The sequence below is a fragment of the Aquimarina sp. ERC-38 genome, assembly GCF_026222555.1.
Classification (GTDB): Bacteria; Bacteroidota; Bacteroidia; order Flavobacteriales; family Flavobacteriaceae; genus Aquimarina.
Window position 1 is genome coordinate 2,448,232 of sequence record NZ_CP098511.1, and the last position, 19,127, is coordinate 2,467,358.

At 35.1% G+C, this 19,127-nt stretch carries 15 protein-coding genes; 11 read left to right on the plus strand and 4 right to left on the minus strand.

From position 1 onward, the window contains the following. Window position 1 precedes the first annotated feature (1 nt). On the minus strand, window positions 2-1,114 hold the full coding sequence (locus NBT05_RS10140; protein ID WP_265769752.1) for a serine hydrolase domain-containing protein: 1,113 nt from the start codon (window positions 1,112-1,114) through the stop codon (window positions 2-4). 176 nt (window positions 1,115-1,290) lie between these two features. On the opposite strand from NBT05_RS10140, the gene rimO reads away from it, so the two are divergent. The 3 genes from rimO (at window position 1,291) to NBT05_RS10155 (ending at window position 5,311) form a co-directional block, all read left to right on the plus strand. After that, complete coding sequence (gene rimO / locus NBT05_RS10145; RefSeq protein ID WP_265769753.1) at window positions 1,291-2,592, plus strand: 30S ribosomal protein S12 methylthiotransferase RimO; 1,302 nt, start codon at window positions 1,291-1,293, stop codon at window positions 2,590-2,592. Between the two features lie 91 nt (window positions 2,593-2,683). Then, the gene (gene bshC / locus NBT05_RS10150; protein WP_265769754.1) at window positions 2,684-4,279 is read left to right on the plus strand and encodes a bacillithiol biosynthesis cysteine-adding enzyme BshC; all 1,596 of its coding nucleotides are present in this window, start codon (window positions 2,684-2,686) and stop codon (window positions 4,277-4,279) included. A 27-nt stretch (window positions 4,280-4,306) separates the two neighbouring features. Further along, window positions 4,307-5,311, plus strand: coding sequence for a ThuA domain-containing protein (locus tag NBT05_RS10155; RefSeq protein WP_265769755.1), 1,005 nt, complete (start codon window positions 4,307-4,309; stop codon window positions 5,309-5,311). Window positions 5,312-5,326: 15 nt separating this feature from the next. Here NBT05_RS10155 and NBT05_RS10160 read toward each other — a convergent pair whose 3' ends face one another. After that, window positions 5,327-5,872 (minus strand): pyridoxamine 5'-phosphate oxidase family protein, encoded by a 546-nt coding sequence (locus NBT05_RS10160; RefSeq protein WP_265769756.1) that lies wholly within the window; start codon window positions 5,870-5,872, stop codon window positions 5,327-5,329. A gap of 170 nt (window positions 5,873-6,042) precedes the next feature. On the opposite strand from NBT05_RS10160, the gene guaA reads away from it, so the two are divergent. The 4 genes from guaA (at window position 6,043) to NBT05_RS10180 (ending at window position 10,825) form a co-directional block, all read left to right on the plus strand. Further along, complete coding sequence (gene guaA / locus NBT05_RS10165) at window positions 6,043-7,572, plus strand: glutamine-hydrolyzing GMP synthase (protein ID WP_265769757.1); 1,530 nt, start codon at window positions 6,043-6,045, stop codon at window positions 7,570-7,572. A 37-nt stretch (window positions 7,573-7,609) separates the two neighbouring features. Continuing rightward, complete coding sequence (locus NBT05_RS10170) at window positions 7,610-9,766, plus strand: amino acid ABC transporter substrate-binding protein (protein WP_265769758.1); 2,157 nt, start codon at window positions 7,610-7,612, stop codon at window positions 9,764-9,766. A 284-nt stretch (window positions 9,767-10,050) separates the two neighbouring features. Continuing rightward, complete coding sequence (locus NBT05_RS10175) at window positions 10,051-10,584, plus strand: DUF922 domain-containing protein (RefSeq protein ID WP_265769759.1); 534 nt, start codon at window positions 10,051-10,053, stop codon at window positions 10,582-10,584. Further along, a complete protein-coding gene (locus NBT05_RS10180; protein WP_265769760.1) occupies window positions 10,574-10,825 on the plus strand; it encodes a DUF3820 family protein in 252 nt (83 codons plus the stop codon). The genes NBT05_RS10175 and NBT05_RS10180 overlap by 11 nt, the downstream gene beginning before the upstream one ends. Window positions 10,826-11,394: 569 nt before the next feature. On the opposite strand, the gene lysA is transcribed toward NBT05_RS10180, so the two are convergent. Beyond that, the gene (lysA, locus tag NBT05_RS10185) at window positions 11,395-12,633 is read right to left on the minus strand and encodes a diaminopimelate decarboxylase (RefSeq protein ID WP_265769761.1); all 1,239 of its coding nucleotides are present in this window, start codon (window positions 12,631-12,633) and stop codon (window positions 11,395-11,397) included. Between the two features lie 154 nt (window positions 12,634-12,787). Here lysA and NBT05_RS10190 point away from each other — a divergent pair, with 154 nt between their 5' ends. The 3 genes from NBT05_RS10190 (at window position 12,788) to NBT05_RS10200 (ending at window position 16,412) form a co-directional block, all read left to right on the plus strand. Continuing rightward, complete coding sequence (locus NBT05_RS10190) at window positions 12,788-13,423, plus strand: LON peptidase substrate-binding domain-containing protein (RefSeq protein WP_265769762.1); 636 nt, start codon at window positions 12,788-12,790, stop codon at window positions 13,421-13,423. Window positions 13,424-13,548: 125 nt separating this feature from the next. Next, window positions 13,549-14,742 (plus strand): ADP-forming succinate--CoA ligase subunit beta, encoded by a 1,194-nt coding sequence (gene sucC, locus NBT05_RS10195; RefSeq protein ID WP_265769763.1) that lies wholly within the window; start codon window positions 13,549-13,551, stop codon window positions 14,740-14,742. Window positions 14,743-15,002: 260 nt separating this feature from the next. After that, the gene (locus NBT05_RS10200; protein WP_265769764.1) at window positions 15,003-16,412 is read left to right on the plus strand and encodes a sulfatase; all 1,410 of its coding nucleotides are present in this window, start codon (window positions 15,003-15,005) and stop codon (window positions 16,410-16,412) included. 34 nt (window positions 16,413-16,446) lie between these two features. Here the strand turns inward: NBT05_RS10200 and NBT05_RS10205 are convergent, their stop codons facing one another. Further along, window positions 16,447-17,088 carry an O-methyltransferase gene (locus NBT05_RS10205; protein ID WP_265769765.1) on the minus strand — a complete coding sequence of 214 codons (642 nt, stop codon included), beginning with the start codon at window positions 17,086-17,088 and terminating at the stop codon, window positions 16,447-16,449. Window positions 17,089-17,213: 125 nt separating this feature from the next. Between NBT05_RS10205 and kynU the strand changes: the two genes are divergently transcribed. Further along, a complete protein-coding gene (gene kynU / locus NBT05_RS10210; protein WP_265769766.1) occupies window positions 17,214-18,497 on the plus strand; it encodes a kynureninase in 1,284 nt (427 codons plus the stop codon). Window positions 18,498-19,127: the final 630 nt, after the last annotated feature.

Genomic DNA, 19,127 nt, shown 5'->3' on the forward strand with positions numbered 1-19,127 from the left:
ATTACTGATTCATAACTTCACTTAGTAATTCCCAAAGTTTATTATCAAAGTCAGAAGGACCTAGAGTATTATTTCCAGCATCGTCACCTAAGCGAACAACCACGAGGTTTTGACTAGGAACAATATATAATTTTTGATCTCCTTTTCCTAACCCAGCTATAAGGTCGGTAGGTGCTGAAGAGAATAAGTTCTGATTAAAAACCTGTTCAGATTGAGGGAGTTGCACTTTGTTCTTTCCATTTAACCACCATAGATAGCCATAAGAAGGATTCATTTCTTGTGACGTAGTAATCATATCTTTAAAGTAGTTTATATCCTTTAGAATGACTTCATCTTCCCACTTCCCCTGGTTTAAGCATAATAGCCCAAAACGTGCCATACTCCGGGCATCACTTTTAAAAATGTTTACATATCTTAATCTATTCCAGGCACCTTTCATTCCAATTTTCTGCTGAATTTTTGCAGCAGAGTACGATTCAAACGATTGTCCGGTTGCATTTTTAACAACATCCTGTAGTAAAATATAAGGAGCGTTGTGATAAAACCAACTCTCACCAGGTTCGTTTTTCTTAAGTAGACATCTTGGTTCCGTACAGTTGGTATTAGAAACTTTATAATCTAATCCCGTGGTCATAGTCAGGTGATTCTTTACCGTTATTCTATTTTCTGAAATGACGTCTAAAGAAGACCAACCAGTCCCTAAATACGTTGAAGAAGAGGTGTTGATATCTAAGTACCCTTCTTCCTGAGCAATACCAATGGTTAAAGCAGTAATGGTTTTTGCAGCTGAATTCCATGCATGTTCATCAGTTGAAGTAGCATTATTATAATATTCTTCAATAACTAATTTCCCATTTTTTAAAACAATAAATGCTTTTGAATTTGCAGTAGTTAAATAAGAATTTAAGTCTGTTAACTTTTGCGAATTCCACTGTAGAGAGGCTAATGAAGCGGTCTCCCAATCCTCACTGTCTACGGGTGGAAAGTAAGTAGTTGAATCTGATAATAAATCAGGTTGATTTAAATTTTCTTCAGAGGTAGTATTGTCATCTGATGAACATGAGATACATACTATAAGAAGTAAGGGTATTAGGTTTTGAAATGTCTTCATCATTATGGGGCTTTTTGGTTTAGACTAGAACAAAATAAAAAAGGTTTATGTATTTATCAAATATTACGAGAGTAATTCGTTGAAATACAAAAGTATTACTAGCATCCCTTCTTATATCTTAAGTCAAACTAAAGATATCCTCGTATCTTTGCAGCCTTAAATTGGCAGTTGCTTATTATATGAGAACAAAATCAGTTAAAAAGAACAAGATTAATGTGGTAACCTTGGGTTGTAGTAAAAACGTCTACGATAGTGAGGTGTTGATGGGGCAGTTAAAAGCCAATGGAAAGGAAGTGGCTCATGAAGAAGAAGGAAATGTAGTAGTAATTAATACCTGTGGTTTTATAGCTAATGCTAAAGAAGAATCTATTAATACCATTTTAGAATACGTTCAAAAAAAAGAAGAAGGCACTGTTGATAAAGTATATGTCACCGGTTGTTTATCCGAACGGTACAAACCGGATTTACAAAAAGAAATTCCGGATGTTGATCAATACTTCGGCACTACCGAATTACCGGGTTTATTAAAAGTACTGGGGGCGGATTATAAACACGAATTAATCGGAGAACGATTAACAACTACCCCAAAAAATTATGCGTATCTTAAAATTGCTGAAGGTTGTGACCGACCTTGTTCTTTTTGTGCCATTCCTTTAATGCGAGGTAAACATCGTTCAACTCCAATCCAAGATTTAGTCACCGAGGCGGAAAAACTTGCTGCAAAAGGAGTAAAAGAATTGATATTGATCGCTCAGGATTTGACTTACTACGGATTAGATCTTTATAAAGAAAGAAAGCTAGCCGAACTTTTAAAACATTTGGTAAAAGTAGAAGGAATTGAATGGATACGATTGCATTATGCCTTTCCTACCGGATTTCCGATGGAAGTATTGGAAGTAATGAAAACGGAACCCAAGATTTGTAATTATTTAGATATCCCTTTACAGCATATTTCAGATAAAATTTTAAAATCCATGCGTAGGGGAACTACCCAAGCTAAAACAACGGCTTTGTTATCTAAATTCAGAGCAACTGTTCCTGAAATGGCTATCCGTACGACTTTAATCGTAGGATATCCCGGAGAAACCGAAGAAGATTTTCAAGTTTTAAAAGAATGGGTGAAAGAAATGCGTTTTGAACGATTAGGTTGTTTTACCTATTCTCATGAAGAAGATACACATGCTTACCACCTGGAAGACGATGTTCCTGAAGAAGTAAAAATAGATCGGGTTAACCAAATTATGGAAATTCAGTCTCAAATCTCCTGGGAGTTAAATCAACAGCATATTGGAAGAACCTACAGAGTGTTGATAGATCGTAAAGAAGGAAGCTATTTTATAGGTAGAACCGAATTCGACTCTCCCGATGTAGATAACGAAGTTTTGATTGATGCCACAAAGGACTACGTAAAAACAGGAGATTTTTATAAGGTGAAGATTAATAAAGCGGAGGATTTTGATCTGTATGGGGAGGTGGTTTAATATTCTCAAAATTCAACCCCCGCATTAACTAAACATTAGCAATAGCATACCAAATGTCCGTGTATATTTAGGTTTTTAAAAAAAGTCGTGTATGCTATTGAAAAGTATTCCGTTTAAGGAAACGAATTACTTCTCCGATTTAATTTGTGATTACCTAGATAATGTAGTAAAATTACAACCTTTCTTCAACAGATATCCTTCTCTTGAAAATTTTAAAGAGCAAATAGCTGAAAAGCAAGCGTCTTTTCCTCAACAGCATAGAGAAACATTACATAAAGTCCTAACAGCGCAATGCGCTTCTTTTTCTATTTCTGAAGCTACTGAAAATAATATAAAACTCTTATTAAGGGAGAATACCTTTACGGTAACTACCGGACATCAACTAAATTTATTTACCGGACCCCTCTATTTTCTGTATAAAATTATTTCTGTGATTAACCTGGCAGAACAACTTCAGGAAGAATATCCGGAATATCATTTTGTTCCGGTCTATTGGATGGCTACCGAAGATCATGATTTTGAAGAAATTAACTATTTCAATTTTAAAGGAAAAAAAGTGCGGTGGAACCGGGAGGCGGGAGGCCCCGTCGGTAGATTTGATACTAAAGGTTTAGATGAGGTATTAGCTATACTAAAAAACGAGTTTGGTACTTCTAATAATGCTACTCGGTTATTAAACTTATTTGAAAAAGCTTATCTAGAACAAGATACGCTGGCAAATGCTACTCTATTTTTGGCCAATGAATTGTTTTCAAAATATGGGTTAGTAATTGTTGATGGAGATTATAAGGAGTTAAAACGTCTGTTTATTTCACAAGTCAAGAATGAATTAGCAAAGCAAAATTCATACATTCAGACTGTGTATCAATCTCAGAAATTAGAAGATCTTGGCTATAAAAAACAAGTAAACCCCAGAGAAATTAATCTTTTCTATATTAAAAACGGACTACGCGAACGAATTATTAAAGAAGAAGATAGATTTTATGTAAATGAAACTGAAATTTCCTGGACACAAGAAGAGTTATATAATGAATTAGAAACTGCTCCGGAAAAATTTAGCCCCAACGTTATCATGCGTCCATTATATCAAGAAGTAATTTTACCTAATTTATGTTATATCGGGGGAGGGGGTGAACTGGCTTATTGGTTCGAACTTAAATCTTATTTTGAATCGGAAAAAATTCCTTTTCCTATCTTATTATTAAGAAATTCTGTTTTAATACTTTCTGAAAAACAAAAACAAAAGCTTGCCAAACTAGAGGTTTCCACCAAAGATTTATTCTTAAAACAGCATGAATTAATCAATCGAATGGTAAGAAAAATATCAAATATAGACATTGATTTCAATCCTCAAAAACAACATCTACAACATCAGTTTAAAGAATTATACGAACTCGCAGAACAAACCGATACATCTTTTGTGAATGCTGTAAAAGCTCAAGAAATAAAGCAATTAAAGGGTTTGGATAAGTTAGAGGAACGATTACTAAAAGCGCAAAAACGAAAATTAAAAGATCAGGTTACCCGATTAACTACCCTTCAGAATGAACTATTTCCCAATCAAAATTTACAGGAGCGGATAGTGAACTTTTCTGAACTTTATTTAGAGTATGGCGAGGACCTGGTCAAAACTTTAAAAAATAATTTAGCCCCGTTAACTTTAGAATTTACGATCTTAAAAATGTAATTTGTATTTTCATTAAAGATATTTGTCATGAAATTAAAAAGAATTACAAGCGTATTACTACTTTTTTGCGTATTAAGCCTTTTTTCGCAGGATAAAGTCTTGGTATTTACAAAGACTAACGGGTTTTCACATCCGTCTATTGAAGATGGAATCGCTATGATAGAAAAGTTAGGGAGAGACAATGGTTTATGGTCTACAGATCAAACTAGCGACAGTTCGGCTTTTACGGATAATAATCTATCTCAGTACCGCGCAGTAATATGGTGTAATACTAGTGGTAATAACCTTCTCAATCAGTCACAGCAAGCGGCATTTGAAGATTATATTAAAAATGGAGGTGGATTTGTAGGGATTCATGCTGCTACCGATACCTACCGGGATCGTAGCTGGCCATTTTATAATGAATTGGTGGGCGGTATTGTAAGGACAATGCCAAATCATACTTCACAGAATTTTGAAGCAATTATGCAAATTATCAATCCGCATCCTTCTGTTGATTTCTTAGGAGATTCCTGGACTAAAAAAGAAGAATATTATTATTGGGAAGGGAATGGCGGATTTTTATTTGATCGGAATATTCCTGTTCTGGAAGTTGAAAGTACCGGTAGTGAACCATATGACAAATCAAGACCTATCGCCTGGTATAAAGAATATCAGGGCGGACGTTCTTTTTATACGGCTCTCGGACATAATAGGCTAGATTACATAGATAATACTAATTTTATAAAACATGTAGAAGAAGGAATCAAGTATGCTATAGGTGTAACTTTAAATGTTGATAGTGTTAATCCGCATACCCCTGAAATTACTTTATTAAATAATCCCGTAAATAATGTATTGACTTTTTCTAAAGATAGCAATAGTCTTATTGAAGAAGTTCATGTCTATACTCTTCAGGGAGTATTAGCGATAAGTAAAGAAAATATAGTGGATACTATGACTTTTAATATTTCCTCTTTATCTTCCGGTTTATATTTGGCAGAAGTTTTGACCAAAAATAGAAAACAGGTTTTTAAATTTATAAAGGAGTAGTAAAATAATTAATTTTTAAGGAACCAAAAAAGTCATATCCCATTCCTCACTTTCTGATTTTGTAAACAGTGCGCGGATATGATTAGGGCGTTTTAAACGTAAGTACTCAATTTCGTCAGGTACAAAATTTAAAATAGTAAAATAATTTTGTTCCTTCAGGTAAGTTACCTGATCGGGATTATCAACAGGAATACCAGGTCCTAATGAAGTAATGTAATCTTTTTGAGAACGTTCCCGTACTTTTTGCCATCTTTCTTCAACACCTTCACCTTTAGTTTCGATACTGATGGTACCTCTTAAAATTACTTGAGTCAATCGGTTATGGTCATAAAATAATAAACTGGCATTTTTGTTTCGTTTCAATTGCGCCACTTTTTTACTTCGTTCATCCGTATAGATCAATAAGTCATTCGTATCCGTAACATCCCTGAGGACGATGGTCCGTTGAAAGGGCAAACCATCAGCTACGGTAGCAAGGGTGGCATAACGGAAAGCGTGTTTACTATACTTAACAGCACCTTTAAAATCTTTGTGAATTTGGTTGAAAATATCCGTAAGCATTTGTTTTTAAAGTAAAAGTACAATTTCTTAGATCATACAACTTTTCTCAAACCGTTTAGAAAGTACCGTAATAAATATATAGATAGCATGATAAATTTTTCTGTGAACAAACAATTAAAAATTAGCAACAGAGTTATTTTAAGGATTACAATTTAATTTTATTTTTGCCTATGCAAAATAACGTACTGATTTTAGATTTCGGGTCGCAATATACACAGTTAATTGCCAGGCGAGTAAGAGAATTAAATATCTATTGTGAAATTCATCCGTATCATAAAATACCTTCGGATATTTCTAATTTTAAAGCCATTATTCTATCCGGGTCTCCTTTTTCAGTACGTAGTAAAGATGCACCTCATCCGGATTTAAGCGAAATCCGAGGTAAAAAACCATTACTTGGAGTGTGTTACGGGGCACAGTATCTGGCGCATTTCAATGGAGGCGAAGTGGCGCCTTCGGAAATAAGAGAATATGGCCGGGCCAACTTGAATTTTATCAAAGCTGAAGAATTACTGTTTGACAATATTGCCGAAGGTTCGCAGGTATGGATGAGTCATAGCGACACTATTAAAACCTTACCTAAAAACGGAATTCGGATTGCAAGTACAAAAGATGTGTTGAACGCTGCCTATCGGATTGAAGGAGAAGATACCTACGGAATTCAGTTTCATCCTGAAGTATACCACTCCACAGATGGTAAGCAATTGCTAGAGAACTTCTTAATCCATATTGCAAACATAACCGCAGACTGGACTCCGGATTCTTTTGTAGAAGAAACGGTGAAAAGTCTAAAACAACAAATCGGAACAGATAAAGTAGTCCTAGGATTAAGTGGGGGCGTGGATTCATCAGTTGCTGCCATGTTGCTGCACAAAGCTATTGGTCAACAACTACATTGTATCTTTGTAAACAACGGCTTGTTACGTAAAGACGAATTTCAGCAAGTGTTAGAAGGATACAAAGGGATGGGGCTAAATGTAAAAGGTGTAGATGCCTCGGCACGTTTTTTGAAAGCCCTAACCGGTGAAAGCGACCCGGAAAAAAAGCGTAAGATTATTGGAAAGGTATTTATAGAAGTTTTTGACGATGAAGCACATGCAATCGATCAGGTTTCCTGGTTAGCACAAGGTACTATTTACCCGGATGTAATAGAATCCGTATCGGTAAACGGACCGTCTGCCACTATTAAATCACATCATAACGTTGGTGGTCTTCCTGATTTTATGAAATTAAAAATTGTAGAACCTTTAAAACTTTTGTTTAAAGATGAAGTAAGAAGGGTAGGAGCTTCCATGCATATGCACCAGAAATTGCTAGGCAGACATCCTTTTCCAGGGCCGGGACTGGCAATTCGTATCTTAGGTGATATTAGTCCGGAAAAAGTAAGTATCTTACAAGAAGTGGATTATATATTTATTGAAGGGTTGCGTTCAGCCGGCTTATATGATAAAGTATGGCAGGCAGGGGCTATTTTACTTCCGGTACAGAGTGTGGGGGTGATGGGAGATGAACGGACTTACGAACAATGTGTAGCCTTACGTGCGGTAGAGAGTACAGACGGGATGACCGCAGATTGGGTACATTTGCCTTATGAGTTTTTACAAAAAATTTCTAATGAAATTATAAATAAAGTAAAAGGAGTAAATAGAGTGGTATATGACATTAGTTCAAAACCACCAGCCACCATCGAGTGGGAATAATTATTGAATCGTGAAAAGAATGAATATAAAAATGCAGATGAATTTATTAAAAATAACCTTGTTACTGCTTTTGCTGAATACCTCCGTATTTGCACAACAGTATAAAAGCCATAAAGTAGAAAAAGGCGAAAACGTATACCGAATTGCAAAGAGGTATAACACAACTCCGGAAGCCATATATAAGATCAATCCCACTTCAAAATCCGGAATTAAAGAAGGTGAAATTCTAGCTATCCCGGTAATCGATAACCAGGAGTATGAAACTTATACGGTAAAAGCCAAAGAAACTGCCTACAGCATAGCAAGAAGGTATAATATCAGTATTGATAAATTGTATCTTCTTAATCCCGAAGCAGTCAAAGGAATCAATGATGGCCAGGTATTACGATTAGGAAAACTAGGAGAAGTTTCAGCTTCTGTAGAAAATCCGGTAAAAGAAGTTGATAAGGTCACTACCGTAGAGGATATGGTAAATGGAGTGCAACCCATTAAATTCAAATCACATCGAGTTAAAAGAAAAGAAACCTTATTTAGTATTGCTCAACTGTACAATATTTCTGTAGAAGACATTAAAAAATATAACAAACAGTTCTATTCGGAATCTATCAAAAAAAAGGATAAATTAAAAATTCCGGTATATAGCGAGAACCGAGAACAAATTCAATTGTTAACAGGTACATCAAAAGACCGTCTTTCTGTTACTACTAAGTATACCATTAAACCTAAAGACACTAAATTTAGCATTGCACGGCGACATGGTATTACCATTAAAGAATTGGAATCTTTAAACCCAAAGTTGGATGAAAGTCTTCCCATCGGTTTAGAAATAACCGTACCTACCGCTATATTTGTTCCTTATGATGAGAATATTGTAGAGCCTGGTTTTCAGTTATATACCATACCTCCTAAAGAAACCATGTTCAACCTGGTCCGTCAGTTAAATATACCTACGGATTCCCTGTTAAAAATGAATCCTTATATTAAAGACGGGTTAAAAGCCGGAATGGTTATTATCATTCCACAAAGGGGAGTTTCGGATTCTTTAGCAATTGATTATGCTGAAGGTAAAGCTATTGACCTGGAGAGTAAATTATTTAATTTCAAACCAAAAAAACTGGCTGTGATGTTGCCTTTTAATTTGGATTACCTTGATTTAGATAATAGAGAAAAAACCGAAGAATACCTAGAAAGCAGAAAAGCTCAAGGTACAAAAGTGGCACTAGATTTTTATAAGGGAATATTAATGGCGATTGATTCTGCTAAAACGAAGGGCCTAACGGTAGATGTAACTGTTTATGATACTCAAAAAAATAATAACTCGGAGTATGTAAAAAGTTTAATTTCAAAAAAAGACTTTAGAAAGACAGATGTAGTTTTAGGGCCTTTATACCAGGCAAATGTAGAAACTGTTGCCGCAGCTTTGAAGAGTGAAAACATACCGGTAATTTCGCCTATTTCCAATAAAGAATCTAAATTATACGGTAATTTCTTTCAAACCATACCTTCAGATGAGTTACTACAGGACAAATTAATTGACTTTATAAAAGAAGATACTTCTAATAAAAATATAGTGATCATTGTACAAAGTGGAACGCGATTTGAAAAAGTAAAAGAAAAATTAACTTCCCGGTTTCCTGAAGCTAAAGTAGCCAAAATAGAAAAAGGAAATTACCTGTATGAACCTAACCTTGCTAAAGTTTTGGATAAAAATAAACCAAATTGGGTAATATTAGAGTCAAATGATGTTGCTATGATCAGTAATGTAGTTCCTTTATTAAATGCAAAAGCAAGTAGCCATAAAATAACACTATTAACTACAGATAAAAGCAAAGCCTATGACGACGATAGTGTTAAAAATCAGCATTTATCCAGGTTAAAACTACACTATCCCTCAGTAGATAAAGAATACGATAATTATGATAAGGAACATACTGATCCCTTCGTTACCAAATATCAAAAGAAATACGGTATGATCCCTAATAAATATGCAGTACGCGGATTTGATATCACCTACGATTTATTAATGCGCTTAGGAACGGCTGATAATTTGTTTCATGCAGCTAGTGTAGAAGGTACTACGGAGTATGTAGAAAGCAAATTTAACTATGCTAAAAAGTCCATGGGAGGTTATTATAACAAAGCAGCCTATTTAATAAAATTTGACGATGAACTTAAGTTAAAAGTTATTGATTAGACAAAAAATCACTATCCAAAAAATTGGAAGATCCCTATAAATTATTTAAATTTACATTTTATTTCCTATTAAATTTATCATAAAACATAGATGAAGTACTCATTTTTAGGTTGATTGTATAGATTTCTAGGATTGGCATAAAAATTGATTTTATTTGTTGAAAATCCTAATATAGTGGATGAATTGTAGTTCGTAAGGGAAATTAAACTTAAAGAAAGTTAAAAAACTTTAAAAAGATACTATTTAAAATAAAATTAATTTAAGGAAGGCATAATTGTCATTACATGAGTAAGATTTTATCTGTTTTATTGATTTTGATATTTTCCGGCCATGGATATGTAGAACGTTTTTCATATAAAGAAAAAAGGCAATTGGATTGGTCTGATTTTAGAGGTAAACCGGACAAAACCAGTAAATTTGATGCAAGTGTTAATACAGGTATCACTTATCAGTGGTCAATAAGTAAAGACTTGGGGATGATTGAATTAAAATATGAAGTGGATAGCTTCTGTTATCCAGCTTTATCCTGGGTTAAAAAAGGACAAACCTCAAACTATCTTTTGGCTCATGAACAAATCCATTTTGATATTTCAGAGTTGCACGCTAGGATTATGCGTAAAAAACTACAAGAATACGAGCCTGGTAGTAATGTCCGTAAGGATTTAAATCAATTGTATAAACGGGTAGAACGTATGAGGGTGAATATGCAGGAGTTGTACGATATTGAAACGGCTCACTCTAATAATAAAAGTAACCAGGAAATCTGGGCAAAAAAGATTAAAAAGTTAATGTGGTATTATAAAGATTATGCCCAGTAAGAAGCCTCAGGCATTGCCTGATATTACACAACAAAAAGAGTTCCTTAAAGAACTTGCTTCAGCCAAAATGCCTTTTGGAAAATATAAAGATCATCTTCTTATTAACCTCCCTGAATATTACCTGGTTTGGTTTTCTCGAAAAGGATTCCCTAAGGGAAAATTGGGATTACAGATGCAAAGCGTTTATGAATTACAATTGAACGGATTAACCCATCTGGTGAAAGCCTTTAAAGAATTCTAGAATTCCATTCGGAACCTTTATTTTATAATAAATTTGAATTTTTAGTAATTGTTTGTTTACAATAAAACCCCTGGTACGTTTAGGGAAAAAAGCGTCAGTTTGAGTGTTTTTTCGTAATGAAATGAAGAAAAAATGTATCGAAAACAGCTTTTTTGACTAAAATCTTCATCATCTTAAGCCTGGTCGAAAGACTCAATAGTCTTCTTCCTTAGGTCGAAGCACTCGAACCAACAGATTTTATAATAATTATTACTCAAATGCACCAAGGGTTATAATAAACTAAGATTATACCCCATTTTATCATATTTCTTGTTTTTGAATTAGATAATAAACTTCCTTTTTTAAAAGGAATAAGAAATAAATGTTTTCACGGGTATCAAATAAATAACAAAGATGTCTAAAAAGTCTATTTTGAAGTCATTTCAAGCAAAGTCAATAAAAATAACAATTTGATTTTCAAATTATTTCGACTATTGCCTATAATTAGCTCAAACGAATTACAATGCAATAGCATTGTAGTTCCATTACCTTTTAGACACCTTCATTTTTATGGTTTTCTAGGATTACTTTTACTTACTGGCGACTAATTCTTCTTCATTTGAAAACAATGTTGTAGGTACCTGATTCTGTATCAGATCTTCAAAGGTTTCTCTTTTTCGAATTAAATGTGCCTCTCCCTCATGCCATAACACTTCTGCCGGACGATACCTGGAATTATAATTACTAGCCATTGAGAAACAATAAGCCCCTGCATTTTTAAAAGCTAAGATGTTTCCTTCGGTGATTTCCGGTATTTTACGATTAGTTGCAAACGTATCCGTTTCACAAATATATCCCACAACCGAATAAAATCGTTCCTTTCCCTTCGGATTGGATATATTCAGAATGGTGTGATGCGAATTATAAAACATAGGCCGAACCAAATGATTGAATCCACTATCAATTCCGGCAAAAACCATAGAAGTGGTTTGTTTCACCACATTTACCTGAGCTAAAAAATAACCACTGTCACTTACTAAAAATTTACCTGGTTCAAAACCCAAAGTTAATTCTCTACCATATTCTTTACAGAATTCATTAAATCTTTTGGACAGTTTTTTACCTAATTCTTCGACATCTGTTTCAATATCTCCTTCTTTATAAGGGACTTTAAAACCACTTCCAAAGTCAATAAACTCCAGGTCTTTAAAATTTTTAGCAGTTTCAAATAAAATTTCGCCCGCATATAAAAATACCTCAATATCCAGAATATCACTCCCCGTATGCATATGTATTCCATTTACGTGCATTCCAGTATTTTCAACAATTCGTAGGATATGCGGAATTTGATGAATAGAAATACCAAATTTACTATCTATATGCCCGACGGAAATATTGCTATTACCCCCGGCCATCACATGAGGATTAATACGAATACAAACCGGTACTTCCGGATGCTTAGTTCCGAATTGTTCCAGATAAGACAGATTATCAATATTAATCTGAACGCCCATATCGGCAACAGATTCAATTTCTTCCATAGAAACCCCGTTAGGCGTAAATATAATATCCTGAGGAGCAACTCCGGCTTCTAACCCCAGGCGTACCTCCTGAATAGATACGGTATCTAATCCGGCACCCAAAGAATTCATTAGCTTAAGAATTGTAATATTTGATAAAGCTTTTACTGCATAATTTAATTTTAAGCTATTCACAGATTTAAATGCTTTAGTCAACCGTTTATACTGATTAGTAATTTTCTCGGTGTCATAAACATAAACCGGGCTTCCGAATTCTTCAGCAATTGCCAGTAAATCTGTATTTTTCATAACGTCATACTTAAAATTAAACCTACAAAATTATTAATATAATTTAACAAAACAGGAAGTACTCTCCAAAATTTATATTTAAACACGGATTTCCTTTTATTTAACACCAATTTAGTAAGTGTAGGTAGGGGTAGTCCGTAATTTTACGAACCTTATGTTAGCACTATTTCCTTTACAGCTGGTGGTATATCCGGGAGAACGTTTAGCTCTTCATATTTTTGAAGAACGTTATCAACAATTGGTCAAAGATTGTGAGACCGATGAAATTACCTTTGGCGTACCCACTTATATCGATAAAAAACTAGAATACGGGACTGAAGTTCAATTAAAAAAAGTTGAAAAACGTTATAAAGACGGTCAGAGTGATATTGTCTGTACCGGAAAGCGAATTTTTAAAATTGAAGATTTCTACAAACAAGCGCCCGGTAAATTATATGCCGGTGGAAATGTGACTTTTTTAGAAAATAACCTGAACTCGGATGCTAGTTTACAGGAAGAACTGTTGCAACATATCAACGAGTTGTATTATGAATTACAAATTGAAGACCCTCCTCAGTTTAAATTACCCTTAACCAGTTATAAAGTAGCACATAAAATTGGTTTAGCTTTAAGTCAGGAATACCATTTACTAACTTTACCTAAAGAATTAGACCGCTTACAATATTTGGTGGGACATCTTAAAGTTACCATTCCGGTAGTCAGAGAAATGAACCGAACTAAAGAAGTAATTCAGATGAACGGGCATTTTAAGAATTTTGACCCTTTAGATTTTGAAGATTTTGAATTGTAATCAATTTTTACCCATAATGCCGTAATTTAAGGTAAGACCGCACTATGTTTTTAAAGTAAAAAATGGTCTTTGAAGTTCTTTTTCTTATTTTTGGGCATCCTATATAAAAGGCAAATAAAATACGTATGAATTTACATGAATATCAAGGTAAAGAGATATTAAATAGTTTTGGGGTTCGCATACAACGAGGGATTGTGGCGCAGACAGCAAGTGAAGCAGTAGAAGCTGCCAAAAAATTAACCGAAGAAACCGGTACCGGTTGGCACGTAATTAAAGCCCAGGTACATGCCGGGGGAAGAGGTAAAGGCGGTGGTGTAAAATTAGCCAAAAACCTGCAGGAAGTAGAAAATATTGCCGATCAGATTATCGGAATGAATTTGATTACTCCGCAAACCTCTGCCGAAGGTAAAAAGGTACACCAGGTTTTAGTAGCAGAAGATGTATATTATCCCGGGGATAGTGAACCGGATGAATTTTATATGTCCGTATTATTGAATCGTACGACCGGACGTAATATGATCATGTATTCTACGGAAGGAGGAATGGATATTGAAACGGTAGCCGAAGAAACACCTCATTTAATTTTTACGGAAGAGATTGACCCTACCGTTGGGTTACTGCCATTTCAGGCGAGACGGGTAGCCTTTAATTTAGGGCTAAGCGGTGGTGCTTTTAAAGAAATGACCAAATTTGTAAGTGCTTTATACAAAGCCTATGTATCTTCTGATTCTTCGTTATTTGAAATCAATCCGGTATTAAAAACTAGTGATGATAAAATCATGGCGGTAGACGCCAAAGTATCTTTGGACGATAATGCGTTATTCAGACATAAAGATTACGTAGCCATGCGGGATATTCGGGAGGAAAACCCGATTGAAGTAGAAGCAAAAGAAGTAGACCTGAATTATGTAGATCTTGACGGAAACGTAGGATGTATGGTGAATGGTGCGGGATTAGCCATGGCTACTATGGATTTAATCAAGCAAGCTGGTGGTGAACCAGCCAACTTCCTGGACGTAGGAGGTACTGCTGATGCTAAACGGGTAGAAACTGCATTTAAAATTATCTTAAAAGATCCGAATGTCAAGGCAATTCTGATTAATATCTTTGGTGGAATTGTACGATGTGACCGGGTAGCACAGGGTATAGTAGATGCCTATAAAAATATGGGTGATGCGATTAAAGTACCTATTATCGTACGCTTACAGGGAACTAATGCGGATATTGCAAAAGAACTGATTGACAATAGTGGATTGGACGTACAAAGTGCCGTTCAATTTCAGGAAGCTGCTGATAAAGTACAGCAAGTACTGGCATAACTGACTTATTAAAGTCTATGAGCTTTAGAATAAATAAAGTATAACTTATTAAAACCTTTAAAGTCTTTCCTGACTTTGAAGGTTTTTTAGTTCATTCAAAATACTTCTCGGATGAAGAAAATCTAGCAAAGTTTTTTTAATTATGGAAATTTTAGTTGTTTTCTCTAATAATTCAATTGATAATCTTAAGCTATGAACTTTTAAAAGTGTAGGGAAGGTATTATTAGATCATGTATTTTTGTTTTTTAACAAAACTACAGATGAAAAGATTACTTTGTTACACTTTACTTACCACATTACTTTTACTTACTTACCAAAGTAGTATCGCACAAAAGACCAATATCGTTTTATTGTTTGCGGATGATGCCGGATATCACGATTTTGGATTTCAGGGTAGTAAAACCTTTCACACCCCAAATTTGGATAAGTTAGCCTCCGAAGGTGTGGTTTTTAAGCAAGCTTATACCACGGCTGCCGTTTGTGGACCATCTAGAGCTGGTCTTCTTACCGGTAAGTATCAACAACGTTTTGGTTTTGAAGAAAATAATGTACCGGGTTATATGAGTAAGAATTCCAGAGATATCAAAGATGACATGGGACTTCCCTTAGATGAAAAAACCATTGCCAACTATTTAAATACTTTGGGTTATACTTCCATTATTCTGGGTAAATGGCATATGGGTAATGCTGATCGGTATCATCCTTTAAACAGGGGATTCAAAGAGTTTTACGGATTTAGGGGCGGGGCCAGAAGCTTTTTTCCTTTGACTCTTGAAGAAGCATTGAGCAGACCTGAGGACCGCCTTGAAACTAATTTCGGTTTCTACAAAGAACCTGAAGACTATCTCACTGATGATTTGGCTGCTAAAGCCTGTGACTTTATAGAAAAAAATCAGGATAAGCCTTTCTTTATGTACATGTCTTTCAACGCAGTACATAGCCCTTTACACGCAACTGACCAGGATTTAGCCGAAGCTGAGAAATTAGGCTTAACCGGAAAACGAGCAAAACTGGCAGGAATGAATATTGCTCTGGATCGAGCTTGCGGAATGATTATAGATAAACTTAAATCCCTGGGATTAGAAGAAAATACTTTAGTGGTTTTCGCTAACGATAATGGAGGACCTGTGGGAACACATACTAGTAATTATCCTCTGAGTGGTAGTAAATCAAATCATTTAGAAGGAGGAATTCGGGTTCCTTGTATTATAAAACTTCCTGGGGTCATCCCACCTAAAACTACATATGATGCTGCGGTAAGTATGCTGGATGTATTACCTACCTTTTATAGTGTGGCTGGTGGAGATACCGCCGACCTAAACGATATTGACGGTGTAAACCTTCTTCCATATATCACAGGAAAGAAGAATGAGCATCCTCATGAATATCTATTTTGGAAGAAAGAAAGTAGGGGCGTGGTACGTAATGGAGATTGGAAATTGTTACGTTACCCGGATAGACCAGCGGAGTTATATAATATTGCTGAAGATATTAGTGAAAAGAAAAATTTAGCTTATAAATATCCGGAAAAAGTTCGTGAATTATTTAAAAAATTGTTTGAATGGGAAGGTACCTTAGAACGTCCTATGTTTATGCTTAAACGGGTTTACGAAACAAATGCTCTTAAACGAATGGACGATAAAAGAGACCCTTTAAAAGTAGGACTTTAGCCATAACTAGTTATAACAATACTCATTTAAAAAACTAAACTATTCTGCTAATTGTCAGTCCGTCACGGATAGGTAGCATAATGCTTTCAACCCGGGGATCTTCGGCTAATAATTTATTGTATTGGAGCAAGGCCTTTGTAGATTCATCTTTATTAGAGACTTCTTGAATCACTTTTCCACTCCACAACACATTGTCCGAAAGTATAACTCCGCCGGAGCTCATTTTATCAATGATTAAGTGAAAATAGGCCGGGTAATTCGGTTTATCCGCATCTATAAAAACCAGATCAAAAGTTGAAGATAACCTAGGTATAATATCCAGTGCCTCCCCGGTGTATTGTTTAATGTTCTTAGAGTAAGGCGAACCCGAAAAAATACGCTCTTGAAATTCAGCCAGTTCTTCATTTCTATCAATGGTATGCACTTGACCGTTTGGTAAAAGGCCTTCTGCCAGGCATAAGGCAGAATATCCGGTGAAGGTTCCGATTTCCAGAATTTGTTTAGGACGAATTAATTTGGATAACATACTAAGCACCCGCCCCTGATAGGCTCCGCTTAACATTCTAGGTTGTAACACTTTTTGATAGGTTTCCCGGGTAAGTTGCTTTAATAAATCCGGTTCTTTTTCAGAATGATTGACAATGTATTCGTCCAGGGCTTCGGGAAGAAAGTGCATTTTATTTCAATTTGTTCAAAGGTATCTTTTTCTACCGAATTTTAAAATTCCTTAAAATTTCATTTACACGCCTAAACCTTGTATAAGGCCAGGTTTTAATTGCTTATTTTTGATAAAAAGTGTCTATGCTATTTGAAAACACACTATCCTTCGCTAAAAATCTGGACGATCAGGACCCATTAGCTTCCTATCGGTCACATTTTCATTTTCCGAAAGTAGATAATAAACCGGTGATCTATTTTACGGGCAATTCTTTAGGATTACAACCTAAGATTGCAAGAAAATATGTAGATGAGGTAATGCAAGATTGGGAAGCATTGGCAGTAGAAGGACATTTTCATGCGGATAAACCCTGGTGGGATTACCACGAGCGGTTAGCAGCACCTTTAGCTAAAGTGGTTGGAGCCTCACCTTCTGAAGTAACAGTAATGAATACCCTTACGGTTAATTTACATTTGTTAATGGCTACTTTTTATCGACCGAAAGGGAAGCGGGTTAAAATCATTTGTGAAGAAAAAGCATTTCCATCTGACCAGTATTTAATTAAAAGCCAAATACGTTTTCATAGCTTAGATCCGGATGAAGTTATGGTCGAAATCAAAAAAAGACCGGGTGAACACAACTTTAGAACCGAAGATATTATTTCAAAAATTAAAGAAGTCGGTACCGAATGTGCTTTGATTCTTATCGGAGGCGTTAATTATTATACAGGACAGGTATTTGATATGCATCAGATTACCAAAGCAGGAAAAAAAACCGGTGCCTTTGTAGGATGGGACCTCGCACATGCAGTAGGAAATATCGAACTCAAATTACACGAATGGGATGTGGATTTTGCCGCCTGGTGTAGTTATAAATACATGAACGCCGGACCGGGGAATGCTTCCGGATGTTTTATCCACGAACGCTATCATCAAAAAACAGATATCCCCCGATTAGAAGGATGGTGGGGTACCCGTAAAGAGGTTCGTTTTCAAATGAAACCGGAATTTGAACCTATGCCTAATGCCGATGCCTGGCAGGTAAGTAATGCTTCTGTACTTTCCCTAGCTCCGTATTTAGCTTCGCTTCAATTATTTGAAGAAGTAGGGATGCAGGCTTTGATTGAAAAAAGAAAAAAAATAGTCAGTTATCTTGAGTTTATTCTAAAAGAGGTCGCAACAGAAGTCTCTGGAAATTTTGAAATTATCACACCGGCTAATCCGGAAGAACGGGGAACCCAGTTATCCGTATTCTTACACGGAGAAGGCAAAGCACTTTTTGATTATTTAATGAAAAACGAAGTCATTACCGATTGGCGGGAACCCAACGTTATTCGTTTAGCTCCGGCCCCTTTTTACTGTTCGTATGAAGATATGTACCGTTTCGGACAAATTCTAAAGGAAGGAGTTCTCAATTCAGAATTATGAATTGGTTAGTTAAGAGTTATGAGTTCAGAGTTAAGTGAGTTGTAAGTCCTTAATATAAATTAACTATCCTTGAATAAAAAGAGAAAAATAGTTGCAATTTTAAAGTGAAAAATCATACTATTATTGATGTTATCTAAGAACTAATAAAATAAAATTGTACTAGCACTAGTGCCTATTCCCCTTTTGCCTAGTATACTAAAACGAGGAATGAAGTTCCCACAATTTTGAAGTTTAAAGATAATAATATCACCAAAAAACCAATCAGAAATAAAATAACAACTATTGCCCATTCACTTTTGCCTAGTAAACTAAAATGAGAAATGAGATTCCCACAATTTTAAAGTTTAGAGATGATAATAGAATAACAACTATTGCCTATTTACTTTTGCCTAGTAAACTAAAGCGAGGAATAGGGCTTTTACAGTTTTAAAATTTAGAAAAATTATATCACTAGAAACACAAGTAACAGTAAAACTTAAACAACAACCAGTGCCTATTCACTTTTGCCTAACTAACTAAAACGAGGATGAGGCTCCCGAAGTCCGAGAAGCCTATCATCTAACCAAATAAACCTATAAATCTTAATACTTCATACTCACTACTCAATACTAAAATCTCAATACTTATTAC